This window comes from Candidatus Nanopelagicales bacterium (assembly GCA_041393815.1).
GTDB lineage: Bacteria > Actinomycetota > Actinomycetes > S36-B12 > JAWKJK01 > JAWKJK01.
In genome coordinates this window covers 772081-793913 of the sequence record JAWKJK010000001.1, presented here as the reverse complement: position 1 = coordinate 793913, position 21833 = coordinate 772081, and the positions used below count along the sequence as shown (strand labels likewise).

General features: G+C 74.4%; 22 protein-coding genes and 1 tRNA gene. 18 read left to right on the top strand and 5 right to left on the bottom strand.

Annotation, left to right across the window (positions count from 1 at the left end; translation table 11 throughout):
• Positions 1–75 precede the first annotated feature (75 nt).
• Entirely contained in the window at positions 76–843 is a 768-nt protein-coding gene (locus R2737_03615) for a PadR family transcriptional regulator (GenBank protein ID MEZ5115335.1), read from the top strand.
• Between the two features lie 4 nt (positions 844–847).
• Here the strand turns inward: R2737_03615 and R2737_03610 are convergent, their stop codons facing one another.
• Positions 848–1756, bottom strand: a complete 909-nt coding sequence (locus R2737_03610) for a hypothetical protein (GenBank protein MEZ5115334.1) — start codon at positions 1754–1756, stop codon at positions 848–850.
• A gap of 159 nt (positions 1757–1915) precedes the next feature.
• On the opposite strand from R2737_03610, the gene R2737_03605 reads away from it, so the two are divergent.
• The 6 genes from R2737_03605 to R2737_03580 are packed head-to-tail and all read left to right on the top strand — an operon-like array spanning position 1916 to position 7436.
• The gene (locus R2737_03605; GenBank protein ID MEZ5115333.1) at positions 1916–2899 is read left to right on the top strand and encodes an ATP-binding cassette domain-containing protein; all 984 of its coding nucleotides are present in this window, start codon (positions 1916–1918) and stop codon (positions 2897–2899) included.
• A complete protein-coding gene (locus tag R2737_03600; GenBank protein ID MEZ5115332.1) occupies positions 2896–3636 on the top strand; it encodes an ABC transporter permease in 741 nt (246 codons plus the stop codon). The genes R2737_03605 and R2737_03600 overlap by 4 nt, the downstream gene beginning before the upstream one ends.
• Positions 3637–3678: 42 nt before the next feature.
• On the top strand, positions 3679–4092 hold the full coding sequence (gene crcB / locus R2737_03595; GenBank protein ID MEZ5115331.1) for a fluoride efflux transporter CrcB: 414 nt from the start codon (positions 3679–3681) through the stop codon (positions 4090–4092).
• A gap of 2 nt (positions 4093–4094) precedes the next feature.
• Positions 4095–4451, top strand: coding sequence for a DUF190 domain-containing protein (locus R2737_03590; GenBank protein MEZ5115330.1), 357 nt, complete (start codon positions 4095–4097; stop codon positions 4449–4451).
• Between the two features lie 2 nt (positions 4452–4453).
• Positions 4454–4816 carry a fluoride efflux transporter CrcB gene (gene crcB / locus R2737_03585; protein MEZ5115329.1) on the top strand — a complete coding sequence of 121 codons (363 nt, stop codon included), beginning with the start codon at positions 4454–4456 and terminating at the stop codon, positions 4814–4816.
• A gap of 34 nt (positions 4817–4850) precedes the next feature.
• Positions 4851–7436, top strand: a complete 2586-nt coding sequence (locus tag R2737_03580) for a penicillin acylase family protein (GenBank protein MEZ5115328.1) — start codon at positions 4851–4853, stop codon at positions 7434–7436.
• Positions 7437–7498: 62 nt separating this feature from the next.
• Here the strand turns inward: R2737_03580 and R2737_03575 are convergent, their stop codons facing one another.
• Complete coding sequence (locus R2737_03575) at positions 7499–8131, bottom strand: hypothetical protein (protein MEZ5115327.1); 633 nt, start codon at positions 8129–8131, stop codon at positions 7499–7501.
• A 15-nt stretch (positions 8132–8146) separates the two neighbouring features.
• Positions 8147–8785: a 5-formyltetrahydrofolate cyclo-ligase gene (locus tag R2737_03570; GenBank protein ID MEZ5115326.1), complete on the bottom strand. Its 639-nt coding sequence runs from the start codon at positions 8783–8785 to the stop codon at positions 8147–8149.
• 38 nt (positions 8786–8823) lie between these two features.
• On the opposite strand from R2737_03570, the gene galU reads away from it, so the two are divergent.
• The 8 genes from galU (at position 8824) to R2737_03530 (ending at position 16381) form a co-directional block, all read left to right on the top strand.
• Entirely contained in the window at positions 8824–9777 is a 954-nt protein-coding gene (gene galU, locus R2737_03565; GenBank protein MEZ5115325.1) for a UTP--glucose-1-phosphate uridylyltransferase GalU, read from the top strand.
• Positions 9774–11000 (top strand): molybdopterin molybdotransferase MoeA, encoded by a 1227-nt coding sequence (locus R2737_03560; GenBank protein MEZ5115324.1) that lies wholly within the window; start codon positions 9774–9776, stop codon positions 10998–11000. Before galU ends, R2737_03560 begins: the two co-directional genes overlap by 4 nt.
• Positions 11001–11002: 2 nt before the next feature.
• Complete coding sequence (gene moaC, locus R2737_03555) at positions 11003–11485, top strand: cyclic pyranopterin monophosphate synthase MoaC (protein ID MEZ5115323.1); 483 nt, start codon at positions 11003–11005, stop codon at positions 11483–11485.
• Between the two features lies 1 nt (position 11486).
• On the top strand, positions 11487–11978 hold the full coding sequence (locus tag R2737_03550) for a molybdopterin-binding protein (GenBank protein ID MEZ5115322.1): 492 nt from the start codon (positions 11487–11489) through the stop codon (positions 11976–11978).
• Complete coding sequence (locus R2737_03545) at positions 11975–12592, top strand: GNAT family protein (protein ID MEZ5115321.1); 618 nt, start codon at positions 11975–11977, stop codon at positions 12590–12592. Before R2737_03550 ends, R2737_03545 begins: the two co-directional genes overlap by 4 nt.
• A 138-nt stretch (positions 12593–12730) precedes the next feature.
• Positions 12731–13642 (top strand): hypothetical protein, encoded by a 912-nt coding sequence (locus R2737_03540; protein MEZ5115320.1) that lies wholly within the window; start codon positions 12731–12733, stop codon positions 13640–13642.
• Between the two features lie 100 nt (positions 13643–13742).
• Positions 13743–13816 (top strand) — tRNA-Ala (locus R2737_03535).
• 117 nt (positions 13817–13933) lie between these two features.
• Positions 13934–16381 carry an EAL domain-containing protein gene (locus R2737_03530; GenBank protein MEZ5115319.1) on the top strand — a complete coding sequence of 816 codons (2448 nt, stop codon included), beginning with the start codon at positions 13934–13936 and terminating at the stop codon, positions 16379–16381.
• 107 nt (positions 16382–16488) lie between these two features.
• On the opposite strand, the gene R2737_03525 is transcribed toward R2737_03530, so the two are convergent.
• Together R2737_03525 and R2737_03520 are read right to left on the bottom strand one after the other, a co-directional pair.
• The gene (locus tag R2737_03525; protein MEZ5115318.1) at positions 16489–17220 is read right to left on the bottom strand and encodes a YoaK family protein; all 732 of its coding nucleotides are present in this window, start codon (positions 17218–17220) and stop codon (positions 16489–16491) included.
• Positions 17217–18848, bottom strand: coding sequence for a phospholipid carrier-dependent glycosyltransferase (locus R2737_03520; GenBank protein MEZ5115317.1), 1632 nt, complete (start codon positions 18846–18848; stop codon positions 17217–17219). Before R2737_03520 ends, R2737_03525 begins: the two co-directional genes overlap by 4 nt.
• Positions 18849–18905: 57 nt before the next feature.
• Between R2737_03520 and rsmI the strand changes: the two genes are divergently transcribed.
• The 3 genes from rsmI to metG all read left to right on the top strand — a co-directional run bounded on the left by rsmI (position 18906) and on the right by metG (position 21831).
• On the top strand, positions 18906–19826 hold the full coding sequence (gene rsmI / locus R2737_03515; protein ID MEZ5115316.1) for a 16S rRNA (cytidine(1402)-2'-O)-methyltransferase: 921 nt from the start codon (positions 18906–18908) through the stop codon (positions 19824–19826).
• A 55-nt stretch (positions 19827–19881) separates the two neighbouring features.
• Complete coding sequence (locus R2737_03510) at positions 19882–20145, top strand: hypothetical protein (protein MEZ5115315.1); 264 nt, start codon at positions 19882–19884, stop codon at positions 20143–20145.
• 78 nt (positions 20146–20223) lie between these two features.
• A complete protein-coding gene (metG, locus tag R2737_03505; GenBank protein MEZ5115314.1) occupies positions 20224–21831 on the top strand; it encodes a methionine--tRNA ligase in 1608 nt (535 codons plus the stop codon).
• Positions 21832–21833: the final 2 nt, after the last annotated feature.

The following is a 21833-nucleotide window of genomic DNA, read 5'->3' as shown; positions in this document are numbered from 1 at the left end:
GCCGCCAGGCGGGTGCCGCACCTGCCGACCGCGTGACCGGCCGACCACTTGCGTGGCAGACGGTAACGATATATCGTGAGTGTCACCTACTTGATCGAAAGGAGCGAGGACATGTACTTCCTCGACCCGGACGGCACCGGACCCCGGCGCCGTCATCGACACCACCACCACCCCGACGACCACGGCGCCTCCGGCGGCCGGGGCGTCCCCGGCGACGGCGCCAACGCTGCCGACGCCACGTTCGACCCGCGGGAGGACGGCCCGCGCCGCGGCCACCGCCGTGGTCCCGGCTTCGGGCCCGGTCACGGTCGCGGGCGCGGCCGCCGTGGGCGTGGCCGCCGTGCACCACGCGGCGACGTACGGACCGCGATCCTGTTGCTGCTCGCCGAGGAGCCGATGCACGGCTACCAGCTGATGTCAGCCATCGCCGACCGCACGGGCGGCCGGTGGACCCCCAGCCCGGGCGCCGTCTACCCCGCACTCAGCCAGCTCGAGGACGAGGGCCTGGTCACGGTCACCGCGGACTCCGGCCGGAAGGTCGCCGCCCTCACCGACGCCGGCCGGCTGCTGGTCGCCGAGCAGCGCGACGGCTGGTCCGACCCGTTCGTCGAGTTCGGTGACGCGGCGTCCGGCCCGGACCTGCGCGACCTGCTCCAGCAGGTCCACGCCGCCACCCGCCAGGTCGGCATGTCCGGCAGCGCCGCCCAGCTCGAGGCCGCCGCCTCGATCCTCAGGGACACCCGCCGCTCGCTCTACCTCGTCCTGGCCGACGGCCCCGACGGCCCCGACGGCCCCGACGGCGAGGACGGCTCGGACCAGCCCGGCGAACCCCTCGGGTCCTGACGGCTCAGCGCCCCCGGCCGACGCCCACCCGCGCCGCGATCGCCTCCGCCAGCCGTCGCGGCGCACCGTCGGAGAACCCCAGGAACAGCGACGGCTCCGCCAGCTCCAGCTCCAGCAGCTGCGGCGTCCCGTCCGGGCCCGGGAGCAGGTCGACCCGCGCGTACAGCAACCCCGCCACCCCCGGCACCTCCGCCACGACCCGGTCCGCCAGCGCACGCTCGGCCGGTGACGGCGAGCGGGCCTCGATCTCCTCCTGCTTGTACAGCCCCTCGACCAGGTCGTGCGGACCGGTCAGCAGCGGCCCCTTCCGGATCGCGTGGCTGAACCGGCCGTCCACGTACAGCAGCGCCGTCTCGCCGTGGTGGTCCACGTCCTCGAGGTACGGCTGCACCAGCACCGTCCGTCCCTCCCCGAGCAGGCGCCGCGCGTGGGCCCGCGCCGTGGCCGCCTGCGCGGGGTCGGACAGGTCGCACCGCAGGGCGTCCACCGAGCCCGCCCCCACCGACGGCTTGACCACGTGCTCCCCCGGTCGGGCCAGCGCCGACTCGACCCGTGCCTGGTCCCCGGGTGCCAGGAAGTCGCTGCGTACCACCGGGATCCCGCGCGCGGCCAGGTCCCCCAGGTACGTCTTGTCGGTGTTCCACGCCAGCACGTCGGCCGGGTTGGCCAACCGCGGCACCGACCTCGCCCAGGCGAGGAACGCGTCGCGGCGGCGCGGGTAGTCCCAGGTCTCCCGGACCACCACCAGGTCGTACGCCGTCCAGTCCACCTCGGGGTCGTCCCACACCGCTGGCTCGACGTCGACGCCCATGGCCTCCAGGTACGGGATCGGCAGCCGGTCGTCGTCCTCGAGATCCGGGACCTCGGCGCAGGTGGCGAAGCCGACGAGGGGACGGGTCGGGGGCGTGGTCACGGTCGCCGAGGCTACGGGGCCCGTCGTCCCCAGGAGGACGGGACCTGGTCGCGGGGGCAGGCCGTCCCCGGCTACGGTCGCCGCACGCTGCTGCCCGCGCGGCCGCCGACCCGTACACCCCCGATCGACCCCGACCGACGCGAACCACCGGGAGCGGACGTGATCGTCGAGGCCACCGGCCTGGGCAAGTCGTACGGCCGCACCCGCGCGGTCGACGACCTGTCCTTCGTGGTCGAGCCCGGCGTCGTCACCGGCTTCCTCGGGCCCAACGGCGCCGGCAAGTCCACCACCATGCGGCTGATGCTCGGGCTCGACCGCGGCGACGGGCGCACCACGTTCGACCGCCGGCCCCTGGTCGAGCACCGGCACCCACCGCGGGTCGTGGGGGCACACCTCGACGCGAAGGTGTTCCAGCCCAACCGCCGGGCCCGCGACCACCTGCGGATGCTGGCCGCGGCGGCCGACGTCCCGGACCGCCGGGTCGACGAGGTGATCGAGCAGGTGGGCCTGGAGTCTGTGGCCCGGGCCCGGCCGAAGACCTACTCCCTCGGGATGGCGCAGCGACTCGGCCTGGCCGGCGCGATCCTGGCCGAGCCGGGCGTCCTCGTCCTGGACGAGCCGGCCAACGGCCTGGACCCGCAGTCGATCCACTGGCTGCGGGAGTTCCTGCGCTACTACGCCCACGCCGGCCGCGCCGTGCTCGTCTCCAGCCACCTGCTCTCCGAGATGTCGCTGCTCGCGGACCGGCTGGTGGTCATCGCGCGGGGACGCCTGGTCGCCGACGAGTCCGTCGCCGACTTCGTCGCCCGCAGCACCCGCAACGACGTCCTGGTCCGCACCCCCCGCCGCGACGACCTGCGCGCCGCGCTCGCGGCCGCGGGGATCCCTGCCACCGACGACGGGCCCGACGGCCTTGCCGTCACCGGCGCGTCCACCGACCGGGTCGGCGCGCTGGCGTACGACGCGGGCGTCCCCGTCCTCGAGCTCACCGCCCGCACCGCCAGCCTCGAGCAGGCGTTCCTCGAGATCACCGGCGGCACCGAGCAGTTCCGGACATCCGAGCAGTTCCGGACGTCCGAGCAGTTCCGGACATCCGAGCAGGTCCGGAGCGACTCCCCCGACGACCGGGGGGAGCCGTCGTGACCGAGGCGCTGGCGTACGAGATCCGCCGCATCCGCACCCTCCGGTCGACCTGGATCATGGTCGCCCTGGTGGCGCTGTCCGGGGCCGGCATCGCCTACCTGTCGGTGCGTCTCCGCACCGACGGCACCTCGGCGGACCAGGCCGCCGGGGTCCCGCTCGGATCGATCCTGACCGCGTACACCTCGCTCGGCGTGGTGTTCCTCGCCGTTCTCGGCGCCCAGGCGATCGGCCAGGAGTACCGCTACGGCCTGATCCGGCTGACCCTGACCTCGATCCCGCGCCGCACCAGGGCGCTGACCGCCAAGGTCGTCGTCCTGTCCGGCTTCGTCGTCGCCACCGCGGTCGTCGCCTCGTTCGCCTGCATCGCCGGAGCCTGGGCCGGCCGGTGGACCGGCGGCGCGACGCCGATCCTCGACGGCGGCAGCAGCGACGCCGGGGTCGTGCTCCGCGGTGTCCTGTACGTCGTGCTGTACGCCCTGGTCGCGTTCGCCATCGCCGGCATCACGCGCAACCTCCCGCTCGGCATCATCGTCCCGCTGGTGACCATGGCCATCGTCGAGCCGCTGCTGCCGGTCCTCACCCAGCAGGAGTGGCTCGTCGACGTCCTGCCCTTCGTCAACGGGGTCTCCGCGCTGTCGGCCGAGCCGTCGGCATGGCGCGGCCTCGCCGTCTTCGCGGCCTGGGTCCTGCCGCTGCTGGCCGTGCAGGCCTGGCTGTTCCATCGCCGCGACGCCTGAGCGCATCCCCACCGCCTACGCGCCTGCCCCTACGCTCGGACCGTGGCCCGGGACCTGCTGCGCGACGCGGACGTGCTGGCCGTCGTCGCCGCCGGGGGAGCGCTCGGCGCCACCGCCCGATGGGCCGCCGAGGTCGCCGTCCCGCAGGCGGGGCCGGACCGCATCCCCTGGGCCACGTTCACGGTCAACGTGGTCGGCTGCCTGCTGATGGGCGTGCTCATGTGGTTCGTGCTGGAGGCCTGGGGGCAGCGCCGCTACGCCCGCCCGTTCCTCGGCGTGGGCGTCCTCGGCGGCTTCACCACGTTCTCCGCCTACGCGGCGGAGACGTACGGGATGGCCGACGCCGGCGCCTGGCTCGCGGCCGCCGCGTACGTCACCGGAACCGTCGTGGCGGGCCTGCTCGCGGTCCGCGCCGGCTACCTGCTGGGCCGGGTCGTCTCGGTGAGGAGGGACTGAGGATGGACGGGACCACGTCCCCGGAGCTGAACGGTCACGCGCTGCGGCTGACCGTCGTGATCGGCGAGTCCGACCGGTGGCACCACACGCCGCTCTACACCGAGATCGTGCAGCGCGCGCATGCCGCCGGGCTCGCAGGAGCGTCGGTGTTCCGTGGCATCGAGGGCTTCGGCCGCACCAACCACCTGCACACCACCCGGATCCTGAGCCTGTCCGACGACCTGCCGGTCACGGTCGTGGTCGTCGACGCGGAGGACCGGGTACGCGCCTTCCTCCCGCAGCTGGAGGAGCTGGTGTCGGGCGGCCTGGTCATCGTCGAGCCGGTCGAGGTCGTGACGTACGCGGCCCACGACCGCTGACCGTGCCCGACCCCCTCCTGGTGGCGATCGGCGCCGCCGTCGGCGCTCCCGCGCGCTACCTGCTCGACCGCGCCGTGATGCAGCGCGTCACCGGCGCCTTCCCGTGGGGCACGCTCCTCGTCAACGTGCTCGGCTCGCTGGTACTCGGCCTGGTCCTCGGCGCCGCGCTGCCGCCGCCGGCCCGGCTGCTGCTCGGGGTCGGTTTCTGCGGGGCCCTGACGACCTTCTCGACATTCGGGTACGAGACCCAGCGACTCCTCGACGGTGGGGCCCGGCGCACCGCCCTGCTCAACGTCGTCGTGTCGGTCCTCGCCTGCGTGGCCGCCGTGGCGGCCGGTATCGCGATCGGTTCGCTGCGGACCTGACGCCTCGCGACCGCGCCTCCCCTACGGTGAGCGGGTGCGCACGTTCCTCAAGGTGCTGGGCATCATCGGCATCGTCCTGCTGGTCCTCGTCGTCGTCGCCGCCACCTGGTTCGCCTGGACCGTGCGGCGGTCCTGGCCGCAGACCAGCGGCACGATCGACGTCCCGGGCCTGTCCGCGTCGGTGGAGGTGGTCCGCGACTCCCGCGGCGTGCCGGACATCTACGCCGACACGCCGGCCGACCTGTTCTTCGCCCAGGGATACGTGCACGCGCAGGACCGCTTCTGGGAGATGGACTTCCGCCGCCACATCACCTCCGGTCGGCTGTCGGAGATGTTCGGCAAGTCTCAGGTCGACACCGACGCGTTCATCCGCACCCTCGGCTGGCGTCGGGTCGCCGAGCAGGAGTACGGGATGCTGTCGGAGCGCTCGCGCGCGACGCTCCAGTCCTACGCGGACGGCGTGAACGCCTATCTGAAGGACCACGCTGGGGCGACCCTGAGCCTGGAGTACGTGATCCTCGGCCTGAACAACTCCTCCTACACGGTCGAGCCGTGGGACCCGGTCGACTCGGTCGCCTGGCTGAAGGCGCTGGCCTGGGACCTGCACGGGAACGAGGACGACGAGGTGGACCGGGTCCTCACCTCCTCCGTGGTGGGCATCGACCGGACCGAGCAGCTCTACCCGCCGTACCCGTACGACACCCACCAGCCGATCGTCACCAGCGGCGCCGTGGTCGACGGCGCGTTCGACCCCGGCGCGACGGCGACGCAGACGGACACGGCGGCGCTGCGGATCCCGGCCGACGCGATCCCCGTCCTGCAGCGGGTGTCCGAGGCGACGTCCTTGCTCGACGACGTCCTGGGGCCTCGCGGTGAGGGCATCGGGTCCAACTCGTGGGTCATCAGCGGCGACCTCACCGACACCGGCAAGCCGTTGCTGGCCAACGACCCGCACCTCGCGCCGATGATGCCGAGCCTGTGGTACCAGGCCGGCCTGCACTGCCGGAACGTGAGCGCGGACTGCCCGTTCGAGGTGTCCGGCTGGACGATGGCGGTGATGCCGGGCGTCTTCATCGGGCACAACCAGGACATCGCGTGGGGCTTCACCAACCTCGGCCCGGACGTGTCGGACCTGGTGCTGGAGAAGGTCGAGGGCGACACCTACCTGGTCGACGGCGAGCAGCGCCCGATGACGACCCGCGAGGAGGTCATCAAGGTCGCCGGCGGGGACCCGGTCACCATCACGGTCCGCGAGACCGAGCACGGTCCGCTGGTCTCCGACGTCGCGGAGGCGGGGGACGACTACGTCGTCGTCGGCCAGGAGGCCCCGGTCCCGGCGCCGGGGGAGACGCCCCCCGACGAGGTCCCCGACCGGGGCGACGGCTACGCCGTCGCCCTGCGCTGGACCGCGCTCACGCCCGAGACCACGTTCGACGCCTTCGACGCCATCAGCACCGCGACCGGGTGGGACGACTTCCGCAAGGCGGCCGCCCTCGCCGCGGTCCCGTCGCAGAACCTCGTCTACGCCGACGTGGACGGCAACATCGGCTACCAGGCGCCCGGCAAGATCCCGATCCGCCGCGGCTACGACGGCAAGTGGCCGGTCCCCGGCTGGTCGTCGCAGTACGACTGGGACGGCTACATCCCCTTCGAGGCGCTGCCGTACGCGTACAACCCGGACGAGGGCTGGATCGTCACCGCGAACCAGGCCGCGGTCTACCCGGACTACGCCTACTTCCTCACCGACGACTGGTCGTACGGCGCCCGCAGCCAGCGCATCGTCGACCGCGTCGTGGCGGCCACCTCCGACGGCCGGAAGATGACCTCGCAGGAGATGTCCGCGATCCAGTTCGACGCGTGGAACGAGATCGCCGCGTTCCTGACCGACGACCTCGTCGCGCTGGCCGCCGGGACCTCCGCGGAGGACGCCGCGGCCCTGTTCGAGGGCTGGGACCACCAGCAGCAGGTCGACTCGGCCCCGGGCGCGTACTTCAACGCGTTCTGGCGCAGCCTGATGACCCGGATGTTCGACTCCACGCTGTCTCGCGCGGGGGTCGAGTCCAACCGCGGCGACCGCTTCTTCCAGGTCGTCATGGACCTGTGGGACGAGCCGAACGACCCCTGGTGGCAGGACGGCACGGACCCGGCCAACACCGACCGCGACGCCACCGTGCGCGCGGCGCTGGAGTCCGCGGCCCAGGAGCTGCGCGACGCCCAGGGCGACGACCCGACCGGCTGGCGCTGGGGCGTGATGCACACCCTGGAGCTGGAGAACCAGTCCCTGGGCAAGAGCGGCATCGGCCCGATCGAGTGGCTGTTCAACCGCGGCCCGGTCGAGGTCGGTGGCGGTGGCTCGATCGTCCAGGCGACCGGCTGGAGCCCACCGGACGGGTACGCCGTCGACTGGGTGCCCAGCATGCGCCAGGTCGTCGACCTCGCGGACCTGGACCGGTCCACCTGGGTCAACCTGACCGGCGCCAGCGGGCACGCGTTCAACCCCAACTACAACGACCAGAACGAGGCCTGGCGCACCGGCGAGCACTTCCCGTGGCCGTTCACCCGCTCCGCGGTCGACGCGGCGGCGCAGGAGCGGCTGACCCTGCAGCCGCCGCAGCAGTAGTCGTCGCAGGAGTCGCAGCAGCAGGAGTCGCCGCGGCAGGAGTCGCGGCAGCCCGACGTCCGCTACGGCCAGACCCCGTCGCCCGGGGTCCGGTCCAGCGGGCCGTCCTCGCGGCAGTCCCCGGTGCGGTACTCCGACCACAGCCGCGGGTAGATCACGCGCCAGTAGGTCAGCACCAGGGCGCGGGCCTGCTCCGGCGTCGCCCCGAGGGCGGTCGCGGCCTCCTCGGTGCGCTGCAGCGCGTCGCACTCCGCGACGGCCTCGCTGCGCTGGCCGCGCAGGTGCTCCGCCTCGTGCGCCAGGATCTCCACCGCGCGGACCTGGTCCAGCGTGGGCGCGGACTTGTCCGAGAAGTACCAGTCCCGCAGGTGCCGGCAGGCGTCGTACGACAGCCAGGCCACCGCCTCCGGCCGCCCTGCGGCGTCGAACTGGACGTGCCCCCACTCCAGGCCGCCGTAGGTCCAGGTGGCCAGCATCCGCTGGCAGGCCGCACCCTCGGCCCCGGGGACCAGCATCCGGGTGACCGCGGAGAACGCGTTCTCCGCCGCCCGCCAGCGCAGCTCGAACCAGGCGGTCGGGAGCAGCACCAGCAGGACCAGGGTCAGGCTGATCCAGTGCGGCCTCCTGGTGACCGCCCACCGGGCCAGCACGAACGCCAGCAGGCCCACCAGGGCGAAGAGCAGCAGCACGCGCACGGCGTCCCCCGTGCGCTACCCGGCCGGCGGCGGTGCCGGCGCCGGGTTCCCCACCCGCAGGACCCGCCGGTCGGTGACCACCGCGTCGACCGGGCCGTCGTGCGGCTCGACCGGCACGGCGCCGACGTCCAGCAGCTCCTCGTCGTGGACCAGGGCGACCCGCAGCGGACCCCCGTCGCCGTACCGGGGCAGGTCCGCCAGCACCCGGTCGTAGTAGCCGCGGCCCTGGCCCAGGCGCGCTCCCGCCCGGTCGACCGCGGTCGCCGGGATGAGCAGCACGGTGACCTCGCTGCGCTGCAACGTCTGCGCGCCCCGGCCCAACTCCGGCCCGACCGGCTCGGGGATGCCGCGCGGGGACTCCGCCACTGAGCCGGGACCGTCGTACTCCGCCCAGCCGAGGTCCTCCCCGTCGTGCACCACGGGCAGCAGCACCCGCACCCCGCGGCCGACCAGCCCGGCCAGCAGCGGCGCCGTGCCCGGCTCGCCCCCGTACGAGCAGTACGCGGTCACACATCCCGCGGCGGCCAGCTCCGGCAGCCCCAGCACGTGGGCGGCGATCGCCTCCGCGGCATGGGCCCGCTCGTGCGGTGGCCGGGCCGCCCGCGCCGCCCTGATCGCTGCCCGGAGGGCGCGCTTGTCCGTCGGGTCGGTCACGCCCCCATGCTTGCGTACCGACGCCGTAGGGTCTCCACATGCGTGTGACGAAGGCCGTCGTGCCGGCCGCCGGACTGGGGACCCGCTTCCTGCCGGCCACCAAGGCGACGCCCAAGGAGATGCTCCCGGTCGTCGACAAGCCCGCGATCGAGTACGTCGTCGAGGAGGCGGTGGCCGCCGGTCTCGACGACGTGCTGTTCATCACCGGTCGGGGCAAGCAGGCACTGGAGGACCACTTCGACCGCAACCTCGAGCTGGAGACGGTGCTCGAGCGCAAGGGCGACGAGCCGCGGCTGGAGCTGGTCGAGCGGTCCAGCGACCTGGCCCGCGTCCACTACGTCCGGCAGGGCGACCCGCTCGGCCTCGGGCACGCGGTCCTGGTGGCCGAGCAGCACGTCGGTGGCGAGCCGTTCGCGGTGCTCCTCGGCGACGACCTCATCGATGCCCGCGACCCGGTGCTGCCCGCCATGCTCGGTGTCCGCGAGCAGCACGGCGGCTCGGTGGTCTGCCTGATGGAGGTGCCGCACGAGCAGATCTCGCTGTACGGCTGCGCCGCCGTGGAGCCCAGTGGCCAGTCCGACGTCGTGCGCGTCACCGACCTGGTGGAGAAGCCCCCCGCCGACGAGGCCCCCAGCAACCTGGCGGTGATCGGGCGCTACGTGCTGGACCCGGCGGTCTTCGCGGCGCTGCACCGGACCCAGCCGGGCCGCGGCGGGGAGATCCAGCTCACCGACGCGCTGCGGACGCTGGCCTCGATGCCGGCGGAGGACGGCGGCGGCGTGCACGGCGTCGTCTTCCGCGGCCGCCGCTACGACACGGGGGACAAGCAGTCCTACCTGCAGGCCGTGATCCGGCTGGCCTGCGAGCGGCCGGACCTCGGCCCGCCGCTGCGCGCCTGGCTGCGCTCGTTCGTGGCTTCGCTGCCTGAGGACGCGTTTCCCGAGGACCCGCTTCTGGAGGACGGCGCGCCGCCGGCGGACGGTGCCGGGTGAGGAGCGTCGACGAGCACCTGCGGCTCGCACTCGAGGGCATCACGCCGCTCGAACCGCTGGACCAGAAGCTGGTGGAGGCCCAGGGCTGCCTGCTCGCCGAGGACGTGGTCGCCCCGTGGCCGCTGCCGTCGTTCGACAACTCGTCGATGGACGGGTACGCGGTCCGGGTCGCCGACGTCGCCGGTGCCAGCAAGGAGGCGCCGGTCGAGCTCACCGTGGTCGACGACGTCCCGGCGGGCTACCGGGCCACCGAGCGGGTGCGCTCCGGCGCCGCGATCCGGATCATGACCGGCGCCCCGCTGCCGGAGGGCGCCGAGGCGGTGGTCCCAGTCGAGCAGACCGACGGCGGCACGCAGCGGGTGCGCATCTCCGCGCCCGCGGCTGAGGGCGCGTACATCCGCCGGTCCGGGGAGGACGTCCAGGCGGGCGACGTCGTCATGACCGCGGGACAGGTGCTCGGTCCCCGGCAGCTGGCCCTGCTGGCGGCCGTCGGACGGGGCCGGGCCCTCGTGCGCCCGCGCCCGCGGGTGGTCGTGCTGTCCACCGGGAGCGAGCTGGTGGAGGCCGGCGCGGCGTTGTCCCCCGGACTGATCCCCGACTCCAACGGGGTCATGCTGGCCGTGGCCGCGCAGGCCGCCGGCGCCGACGCGTTCCGTGCGGGACCGGTCCGCGACGACGAGGCGCTGCTGCTGGACACGCTGGAGGACCAGCTGGTCCGTGCCGACCTGGTCGTCACCTCCGGCGGCGTGAGCGCGGGTGCGTACGACACGGTCAAGGCGGTGCTGCAGCGCCTGGGCACGGTCGAGTTCGTCAAGGTCGCCATGCAGCCGGGGATGCCCCAGGGCTTCGGCCGGCTCGGCCCGGACGAGACGCCGATCTTCACGCTGCCCGGCAACCCGGTGAGCGCGTACGTGTCCTTCGAGGTCTTCGTCCGCCCGGTCATCCGCCGGATGCTGGGCTTCGCGCGCGTGCACCGGCCGACGGTGACCGCGGAGGTGCTGGAGCCGTTCACCTCCCCGCTGGGCAAGACCCAGTTCGCCCGCGGCCGGCTGTCGATGGGCGACGGCGGCTACACCGTGCGCCCGGTGGGCGGCCAGGGGTCGCACATCCTCGGCGGCCTGGCCCGCGCCGACTGCCTCATCGTCGTGCCGCCGGAGACCACCGAGGTGGCCGCCGGGGACCTGATGACCGTGCTGGACCTCGAGTCCGACGTGGAGGAGTGAGGGTGAGCGAGGACCCCCGGCTGACCCACGTCGACGAGCGCGGCGCCGCGCGGATGGTCGACGTGTCCGGCAAGGAGGTGACGGTCCGCACCGCCACCGCCACCGGCCGGGTCGCGGTCTCCGGCGAGGTCGTCCGGCTGCTCCGCGGCCCGGGTGTGCCCAAGGGCGACGCGCTCGCGGTCGCGCGGATCGCGGGCATCCAGGCCGCCAAGCGGACGCCCGACCTCGTACCCCTGTGCCACCCGATCGCCATCCACGGCGTGACGGTCGACCTCGACGTGCGCGACGACCACGTCGCGATCTCCGCGACCGTCCGCACCGCCGACCGCACCGGCGTGGAGATGGAGGCGCTGACCTGCGTCACCGTCGCCGCGCTGGCCTTGGTGGACATGGTCAAGGCGGTGGACCCGGCGGCGGTCATCGACGCCGTCCGGGTCGAGGAGAAGACCGGCGGCAAGACCGGCCTGTGGCGTCGGGAGGGCTGAGGTGCCCCGGGCCCTGGTCATCACGGTCTCGAACCGGGCGGCCGCGGGGGTCTACCCGGACCGCTCCGGTCCGGTGCTCGTCGACGGCCTGGCCGGGCTCGGGCTCGACGTCGACGGGCCGACGGTCGTCCCCGACGGCGACCCGGTCGAGGCGGTGCTGCGGGACGCGGTGGCGGCGGGCTACGACCTGGTCGTGACCACCGGCGGCACCGGCCTGACGCCTGGCGACCTCACCCCGGAGATGACCCGCCGGGTCCTGGACCGGGAGATCCCCGGGCTGGCGGAGGCGCTGCGGTCGTACGGCGCCGCCCACGGCGTCGCCACGGCGGTGCTGTCCCGCGGACTGGCCGGACTGGCCGGGCGAACCCTCGTCGTGAACCTGCCCGGGTCCACGGGGGGCGTGCGCGACGGACTCGCCGTCCTCGGCCCGGTCCTCGGGCACGCCCTGGACCAGGTGCGCGGCGGCGACCACCCGCGGACCGAGGCGCCATGAGCGCCTCCGGGTCGCGACGGCCCTGGCCGGTGGACCTGAGCGACGGGCCGGTGGGGCTGCGGCCCATCCGGCAGCGCGACGCCGGTGCCTGGCGGGAGGTCCGCAGCCGCAACGCCGAGTGGCTCCGCCCGTGGGAGGCCACGCTGCCCCTCCCCGACGAGGACGTGCCGCCCACGTTCGGCGTCATGGTGCGCCGGCTGCGCGCAGAGGCGCGCGAGCTGCGGGCGCTGCCGTTCGTGGTCACCGTCGACGGGCGCCTGGCCGGGCAGCTCACGGTCGGCGGGATCACGTACGGGTCGCTGCGCGCCGCGCACGTCGGCTATTGGGTGGACCAGGCCGTCGCCGGCCGCGGCGTGATGCCCACCGCGGTCGCCCTGGCGGTCGACCACTGCTTCGACGTGCTGCGGCTGCACCGCATCGAGGTCAACATCCGGCCGGAGAACGAGGCCAGCCGCCGCGTCGTGGAGAAGCTGGGCTTCCGCTACGAGGGCCTGCGTCCGCGCTACCTGCACATCGACGGCGACTGGCGCGACCACCTGTCCTTCGCGCTCACCGCGGAGGAGGTTCCCGGCGGGCTGCTCGCACGCTGGCACCTCGTGCGCGCGCAGGCCTGAGCCCGAAACCCGCTGCGCCGCTGCGGGTGACACGCGCCGTCGTGTAGCGCGCGTCACTCGTGACGTCCGACACGCCGACGCGCGGATGATCGTCAAGGTGCGCGGAGGTCGTCGCGACGGGTCGTACCGTGTGGTCCCGTGACGGGTCTGATCTACCTGGCGATCGTCGCCCTGTGGGCCGCCGTTCTCGTGCCCATGTGGCTGCGCCGTCACGACCAGGCCAACGAGGCGCGCACCGCGGACCGGTTCAACACCGCGATGCGCACGCTGTCGCGGCGGCCCGTCCCGTACGGCGACCACCGCGAGCTGCTGATGCCGCGCCGCCGGCACCACGTCGAGGTCACGGTGACCGGGGCCCGCGGCCGGGTCACCGACAAGCACCCGCCCACCCCCCGACCGGCTCCCGTCCGTCCCTCGCGTGCCGACCGCGCGCGCGCCCGCGCCGCCGTGCGCCGTCGCCGGGTCCTGCTGCTGGTCGGCGTGCTCCTCACGATCGTCGCCGTCGGCGTCCTCCGCGGCCTGCTCCCGCTGGTGGTCCTTGTCGTCCCGGTCCTCGCCGGGGGTGCGGTCCTGCTCGCCGGTGTCCCGCGGCCCGAGCGGGCGGCGTCCCGCCGCACCACTCGGGACGTGCGTGACCGTCGCCCCGTCCGGACCGACCGTCCCGCCGCGGCGCGCCGCGTCCCGCGGCCCGCGACGGCCGAGTCCGGCGCCGAGCCGGCGCTCGTGCCCGCGGCGTACACCGCGGCCGAGGAGCCGTACGACGCCGTCCTCGACGGGGCCTGGGACCCGGTCGAGACGACGCTGCCGACCTACGTCACCAAGCCGCGTGCCTCCGGGGTGCCGCGCTACATCGACCTGCGGTCGCCCGGTGCCTGGGATTCCGCGGCCATGCTGGAGCAGGCCCGGACCCAGCGGCGGCCGGCGACCGACGCCGACCTCGGCCTCGACGCGGTGGGGATGGCCGATGCCGACGCGGAGGTGGCCGCCTACGCCGACCCGTTCTTCGACCAGGAGCAGGACCAGCCGCGTCGCCGGGCGGCCGGCGCGTAGCCGGTCCGAGGTCCGGTGCACGGCAGCACGGGGCTGCCGAGGCGGCCGCGCTCGGTTTGGGCGGCTCTCGCGCCGCTTGCTATCCTCACGACCCGTTCCAGGGGCTGTAGCGCAGTCCGGTAGCGCACCTCGTTCGCATCGAGGGGGTCAGGGGTTCGAATCCCCTCAGCTCCACCCGCAGGACGCCCCGCCCGGCCCGGGCGGGGCGTTCGTCGTCCCGGTCCCGCCGCTGCGGACCTACGAGGCGTCGGCCCCTGGCGGTCGGGCCGGTGCACGCTCTAGCGTCCGGTTGTGAGCACGGGGGTGGTCTCGGACCCGCAGGTCGCCCCGGGCGAGCAGGACGCCGCCCGCTGGTCCGGTACGTGGCGGCACCGCTCCGCCGCCACCGCCCTCGCCGGTGTCGCTGCCGGGGTGGTCTTCTCGCAGTTGGTGATCGCACGTTCGCCCGTCCCCCCGTGGACGTCGGTCCTGATCCTGGTCCTCGCCGTTGCCGTGCTGGGCCAGGTGTGGGGATCGCCCGGGTCGGTCGTGCGCCGGGGTGCCGCCGCCGTCGCGGTCGTCGGCGGCGTGGGCGGCGCCTTCTTCGCGCTGCAGTTCCTGCTGGGGATCGGGTCCGAGGCGACCGGTCGGCCCAGCCCGTACGCCGCGATCGCCGCGTGCCTGGTCGCCGGCGGGGTGGCGGTGCTCGACCGGAGGTCTCCCACGAGTGTGCTCGTGGGGGCGACCGCGCTGCTCACCGCTGGCTTCATCCCCCTGGTCGCCTTGCTGCGCGGCGCGTACGGCGACCCGGGCACGGTCGACCCGGTGGCGGACACGTCGATCCCGTTCGAGTCCGCCCTGCTTCTCCTGGCCGTCGTCATGGCCGCCGCGCTGGCCCGTCCCCGGCGGCTGCCGCTGGGGGCGGTCACGGAGTCCGGCGCGATGCCGCTGGCCGTGGCGGCCGTCCTCGGCCTGGTCGTGTCGACGGTGGCGACGCGGTCCCTGGCCGACAGGTGGTCCCTGCTCCACGACCCCCGCGCGGCGACCACGGCCGAAGTGCTGCTGCAGATCGTGGTGATCGGCCTGATCCTCGCCACCGCGATCGTGGTGGCCTCGACGCAGCAGCGGCGCCAAGCCCAGCGCGTCGCTGAGGACGCCGCCCAGCGCGCCTACCGCCAGGTGATGTCCGGCTCGGCGGTCGGCTTCGCCGTGCTCGACCCGTTCGGGCGCGTGACCGCCGCGAACGCCTCGTTCGTCGAGCTGGTCGGCGCCTCCGACGGCGGGGTCGTCGGCACCGCGTGGCAGGACCTGATGGGCCGGTCCGGTGCGGTGGAGGCGAACGGCCCGGCCCAGCGGGTCCGCATCCTGCGTGACGACGGCTCGGTGGCCTGGGGCGACGTGGTGGCCACCCGCGGGCACGCCGGAGGCTCGACGCTGCTGCAGGTGGTCGACCGGACCGACGAGCACCGGGCCGAGACGCAGCTGCGCTGGGCGGCCGAGCACGACGCGGTGACCGGGGTGCTGTCCCGTCCGGAGGTCCTCAGCCGGCTCGAGGGCGTCGCCTCCGAGTGGGGCCCCGGTGCTCGGTGCGTGCTGGTCACCGACCTCGACGGGTTCCGCGTCGTCAACGAGGCGTTCTCCGGGAGTGCGGGCGACGCGGTGCTGCGGGAGGTGGCCGGCCAGCTGCAGGACGCGGTGGGCGAGCGGGCGTCGGTGGGCCGTCTCTACAGCGACGTGTTCCTCGTCGTGGGGGCTGCCGGCAGCGGCACAGCGGCGGCCGAGCACGCCGAGGCCGCCGGACAGGTCCTCGGCGCCGACCGCCGGGTCGTGGGCCAGCGGATCCGTCTGTCGGCCTGTGTCGGGGCCACCGCGACCCGGCCCGGGGCCGACGCCGACGACCTGGTCCAGGAGGCGATGGCCGCGCTCGCCACCGCCAAGCGCGCGGGGCCGGGCCGCACCGCGGTGTACACCGAGGAGATGCGGGGCCGTGCCCGCGAGGCGGTGCACCTGCGCGACGGGCTGATGCGGCTGCGCGACCTCGGGGACCGGGCCCACGAGCTGGAGTTCTGGTTCCAGCCGATCGTCGACCTGCGGACCACCGACACCGTCGGCTACGAGGCGCTGGCCCGGTGGCGGCACCCCCAGCGCGGCCTGATCGCCGCGGGGCAGTTCCTGGAGGCCGCCGAGGACGATCCGTCACTGATCCAGTGGATCGGGGAGCGCGCTCTGGACGCCGCTGGCGCGTTCGCGTCGTCGCTTGACCCGGAGTTGCGGGTCACCGTCAACCTGTCCGGGACCCAGGTGTCGGCGCCGGACCTGCTCGGGTCGTTCGTCGACCGGGCCGTGGCGGTCGCCCCGCGGCCGGGCGCGCTGGCCGCGGAGATCACGGAGACCGTGCTGTCGCGGGTGAGCCCCGAGGCCGCCGGCCACCTGACCCGGATGGTGCGTGCCGGCGTCCCGCTGTACGTCGACGACTTCGGCGCCGGCTTCTCCTCGGTGGCCCACCTGCGCGACCTGCCGGTGGGGGCGCTGAAGCTGGACCGCGCGTACACCTCGGCCGCCCTCGGCGGGGAGGGTCCGCTGCGGCTGGCGGAGGGGATCGCGTCCCTGGCCGAGGGGATGGGCCTGCACACCGTCGCCGAGGGCATCGAGACCGTCGAGCACGCGCGGGTGATGCGCGCCGCCGGGTGGCGTGCCGGCCAGGGCTGGTACCTCGGCCACCCCGCCCCCGCCGACCACTGGCTCCCCGCCCCCGCCTGACCGCCGTCCGTCTCCGCCTCACCGCCTCCGCCCTCCGCCCCTTCGCGACGGAATGAGTCCAGGCGTCGCTTGTGGGGCCGTTTCGGGGCCGAAAGCAACGCCTGGACTCATTCGGCCGAGGGGGTGCGGGGGGTTCGTGGCGTGGCGGGCCTGGCCGGGCGACCGGTGAGGGCGGCGGCGAGGGCGGTGGCGAGGGCGGTGGCCGCGGTGAGGGCCGCGGCGACCAGGAGCACCGGGCCGGGCCCGTGCCGCAGCAGCAGCCACGCCCCGGCCGCCGCCCCGGCCGCCAGCGCCAGCACCGCGGCCAGCCGGCGCCCGGCGGAGCGGCTGTCCCCGCCGGCCAGCGACGAGTCCGCCGCCAGCCCGGTCAGCGTCGACGTCAGGACCGTGGTGGCGACGTCCCCCAGCGCCAGCCGCCGCAGGGCGGCGTTGCGGGAGCCCATCGCCAGGGCGAGCAGCGCGATGCACGCCAGTCGGGCCCAGCCGGTCCCGACGTCGGGGACCGACAGCGCCAGGGCCGCCGCTGCGGCCACCAGCACGGCCTCCCCGACCAGCGCGGCGACCAGACGGGTGCGCCGGTCACCCGGCCGACCGGCCAGGCGACCCCCCACCAGCGCGCCCGCCACGAACGCCGTCACCGAGGTGAGGCTGGCAGCGACGGAGAACCCCTCCACCCCCGCGGCGGCGAAACCGAGCATCACCACGTTGCCGGTCATGTTCGCGGTGAAGACGCGGCCCAGCGCGAGGAAGCTGACGGCGTCGACGACCCCGCTGACGACGGTGAGCGCGACCAGGGCGGCCAGCAGCACCCGGTCGGTGGGTCGCGCGGCGGGGCTCACACCCAGGTCGGCATCCACATGCGCAACTTCCACATCTCGTACGGGATCGTCTCCCCGGTCCACACCGGCAGGAACCACCACGCGGCGACGACGACAGCCAGCATCACCCCGCCGGCGGCGATGGCCCCCTTCATCCGCCGGGCCTCGGACGCGTCCGCCGGGCCGAGGACGGTACCCAGCGACATCGCCAGCGCCATCACCAGGAACGGCACGAACACCACCGAGTAGAACGTGAAGATCGTGCGCTCCTGGAACAGCAGCCAGGGTGCCCACCCGGCCACGACCCCGACGAGCACCGCTCCGGAGCGCCAGTCGCGCCGGGCGACCCAGCGCCACAGCTGGTGCACCAGGGCCAGCGCCCCGGCCCACCACACGATCGGGTTCCCGAGCGCGATCACCTCGGCCGAGCACTTGTCGACGTCGCAGCCGGACAACCCGCGGTCGTACGACTCGTAGAAGAACGACGTCGGCCGCGTCTGCAGCAGCCAGCTCCACGCGTTGGACTGGTACGAGTGGTCCGAGGTGAGGTTGACGTGGAAGCCCCACGCCTCGGCGTGGTAGTGCCACAGCGACCTCAACGCCGCGGGGATGAACGACGACGGCTGGTCGTCCGCCCAGGTCCGGTCGTAGCCGCCGGGGTTGGTGAACCAGCCGTACCAGGTGGCCAGGTAGGTGAGCACGCCGAGGCCCACGATCGCCACGAACGCGGGCGGCCCGCTGCGCACCAGCGTCGTCAGCCACGGCCGGCGGACGCCGACGGCCTTGCGCGTGCCGACGTCCCACACCACGGTCATCAGACCGAAGGCGGCCACGAACCAGATGCCGCTCCACTTGACGCCGCAGGCCAGGCCCAGGCTGATCCCGGCCGCCCACCGCCAGGGCCGTAGCCCCAGCGGCGGTCCCCAGCCCGCGCCGACGACGGCCGGCCCGTGCCGCTCGACCAGGGTTGCCAGTCGTTTTCGAGTGCGGTCGCGGTCCAGCAGCAGGAAGCCGAAGGCCGCCAGCACCCAGAACGACAGCACCATGTCGAGCACCGCGGTGCGGGACATCACGATGTGGATGCCGTCGAGTGCCAGCAGCAGCCCGGCGGCGATGCCGATGAGGTCGGAACGGGTCAGCCGGCGGGCGATCCGGACCACCATCAGGATCGAGAGCGTGCCGAGCACCGCGACCGCGAACCGCCAGCCGAACGGGGTCACGCCGAACAGCCACTCGCCCGCCGCGATGGTCCACTTGCCGAACGGCGGGTGGACGACGAACGACGGGTCGTCCTTGAACACGTCGAGGGTGCGCCAGTTGCCGTCGCTGGCCAGGATCAGGTCGTTCGCGTCGTCGACGAACTGCCGCTCGTAGCCCCAGCGCAGCAGCGACAGGGCGTCCTTCATGTAGTACGTCTCGTCGAACACGACGGCGGCTGGCCGGCCGAGCTCGACGAAGCGGATGATGCCGCCGACCAGGGCGACGGCCAGTGCGCCGACCCAGCCGATCCACGCCGGCCGCGGCATCGGGGGGAACAGCCGCTGCGGCAGCGAGGCACCGTCGCGGCGGACCCGGCGCGGCAACGGCTCGCCCGCGTCCGCCGGACCGGGCGGCTCCGCAGGCGGGGGCGCCACCTCGGTCACGGCCACCGCGCCATCGTAGGGAGAGGGACACCGGGCGGCCGGGAGGGTCGGCAGGATGTCGGTATGGCGACCGACGCGAGCGGGACCCGCGGGGGAGACGGCGGCCTGCTGGTGCTGGCCGGCGCACCGCTGGGCGATCCGGCGGACGCGTCCCCCCGGCTGGCGCGGCTGCTGGCCGAGGCCGACGTCGTCGCCGCCGAGGACACCCGGCGGTTGCGGCGGCTGGCGGACGCCCTCGGCGTACGGGTGGCCGGCCGGCTGGTCTCGTACTACGACGCGGTCGAGACGGCGCGCATCCCCGCGCTGCTCGAGGACCTGCGCGGCGGGGCCATGGTCGCGCTGGTCACCGACGGCGGGATGCCGAGCGTGAGCGACCCCGGCTACCGGCTGGTGCGGGCGGCCGTGGACGCCGGGGTCCGGGTGACCTCGGTCCCCGGGCCGTCGGCGGTCCTCACCGCACTGGCGGTGTCGGGCCTGCCCGTGGACCGCTTCTGCTTCGAGGGGTTCCTGCCCCGTAGGGCCGGCGAGCGCCGGGCCCGGCTGGCCGAGCTGGCCGCCGAGCCGCGGACCCTGGTGTTCTTCGAGGCCCCGCACCGGCTGGCCGAGTCGCTGGCGGCGATGGCCGACGCGTTCGGGGCGGACCGGCCGGCGGCGGTGTGCCGGGAGCTGACCAAGACGTACGAGGAGGTCCGGCGCGGGGGCCTGGCCGAGCTCGCCGGCTGGGCGGCGGACGGGGTGCGTGGGGAGGTGACCGTCGTGGTCGCCGGCGCCACGCGGTCCGAAACGACCCACGGGGGGCCGGACGAGTGGGTGACCGCCGTGGCCGCCCGGGTCGCCGCCGGGGAGGACCGGCGGACCGCGGTCGCGGACGTCGCCCGCGGGGCCGGCGTGCCCAAGAGGGCGGTGTACGACGCGGTCGTGGCGGCCAAGCACGCGGGCATCCGACCGCCCGGGACCGAACCGCCCGGGACTGATGGGTCTTGACCCGGCGGCGACCGCGGGAGCACGGTGGAGGGAGCCCGAGCGGAAGGGGGCTGCCATGAAGGACCTGGTCGTGACTCAGGAGACCTTCGAGTTCGTCTGCCGGCACTGCCACCGCGAGTGGGTCCAGAGGTTCGAGGCGCGTCGGATGCACAGTTCCCTCGGCGAGGACCTGGTGGAGTACCTCGTCGACGGGATGCCGGTGCCCGCCCCGGTCGCGGACCTGAGGTGCCCGCACTGCGGGGCGCTGGCGGTGCATGTCGCCCCACTGCGCGAGGCGATCACCACGCTGCACATGGGGCCGCCGGCCGCCGCGCGCTGACGCGACCCGGCCCGGCCGTCGCCGCCGCGGGCGAAACGGCGGCGTCGGCCGGTGCGGTGCGCCCGTAGGATTTGGCGCATGTCCCCCGACGTCGGCAAGGCGTTCTACGCCACCACGCCCATCTACTACGTCAACGACGCCCCCCACATCGGGCACGCGTACACGACGACGGCGGGCGACGTCCTGACCCGGTGGCACCGGCAGCGGGGCGAGCGGGTCTGGTACCTCACCGGCGTCGACGAGCACGGGACCAAGGTGCAGCGCGCCGCGGACGCCGGCGGCACGACGCCGCAGGAGTGGGTGGACCGGCTGGTGCAGGAGTCCTGGCGCCCGGTGCTGCTGACGATCGACGCGGCCCACGACGACTTCATCCGCACCACCGAGGGCCGGCACAAGACCGGGGTGCAGCACTTCTGGGACGTGCTCCGCGAGCGCGGGCACGTCTACGAGTCGGCGTACGAGGGCCCGTACTGCGTCGGCTGCGAGGAGTTCAAGCTCCCCGGCGACCTGGTCGACGGCGAGGGGGACCTGGCCGGGCAGAAGCTGTGCCCGGTGCACGGCCGGCCGGTGGAGATGCTCTCGGAGGCGAACTGGTTCTTCCGCCTGTCGGCGTTCCAGGACGCCCTGCTGGAGCACTACGAGCGCAACCCGGACGCGGTCGAGCCGACCAGCGCCTACAACGAGGTCGTGTCCTTCATCCGCCAGGGCCTGTCGGACATCTCGATGTCGCGGTCCACGGTGTCGTGGGGGATCCCGCTGTCGTGGGACGAGAAGCAGGTCGTCTACGTGTGGTTCGACGCGCTGCTGAACTACATCACCGCGATCGGCTACGGCGCGCGTGAGGGCACTCCCGAGGCCGAGCGGTTCGAGCGCACCTGGCCCGCCGACGTGCACTTCGTCGGCAAGGACATCCTGCGGTTCCACGCGGTCTACTGGCCGGCGATGCTGATGGCCGCGGGACTGCCGTTGCCGCGCAAGGTGTTCGCGCACGGGTGGCTGCTCGTCGGCGGCGAGAAGATGAGCAAGACCAAGCTCACCGGCATCGCACCGGAGCAGATCACCGGGCACTTCGGCTCCGACGCGTTCCGCTACTACTTCCTGCGCGCCATCCAGTTCGGGCAGGACGGGTCCTTCTCCTGGGAGGACATGTCCGCGCGCTACACCGCCGAGCTGGCCAACGGCCTGGGCAACCTGGCCTCGCGGGCCGCCGCCATGGTCGGCAAGTACTGCGGGGGCGTGCTGCCCGCGCCGGGTGACTACACGAACGCGGACCTGGCGCTGCAGGACCATCTCGTGCGTGCTGTGCAGGACGCGGACGCGGCGATGCTGCGGATGGACTTCACCACCGGCATCGGAGCGATGAAGTCGTTCGTCGACGCGGTGAACGTCTACGTCACCGAGCAGGAGCCGTGGAAGGTCGCCAAGGACCCGGCGCAGGAGACGCGGCTGCACACGATCCTCTACACCGTGTGCGAGGCGCTGCGCGCGATCGCGGTGCTGCACCACCCGGTGATGCCGCAGGCGACCCGGTCGCTGTGGGACCAGCTCGGTGCCGAGCCGGCGCTCGGACCGGTGGGCGATCAGCAGGTGCAGCGCGCCGGTTCGTGGGGCCAACTGCCGCCCGGGGTCACCGTGACCAAGGGTGCGGCGCTGTTCCCGCGGCTGGAGGAGGAGCCGGCGGGCTGACC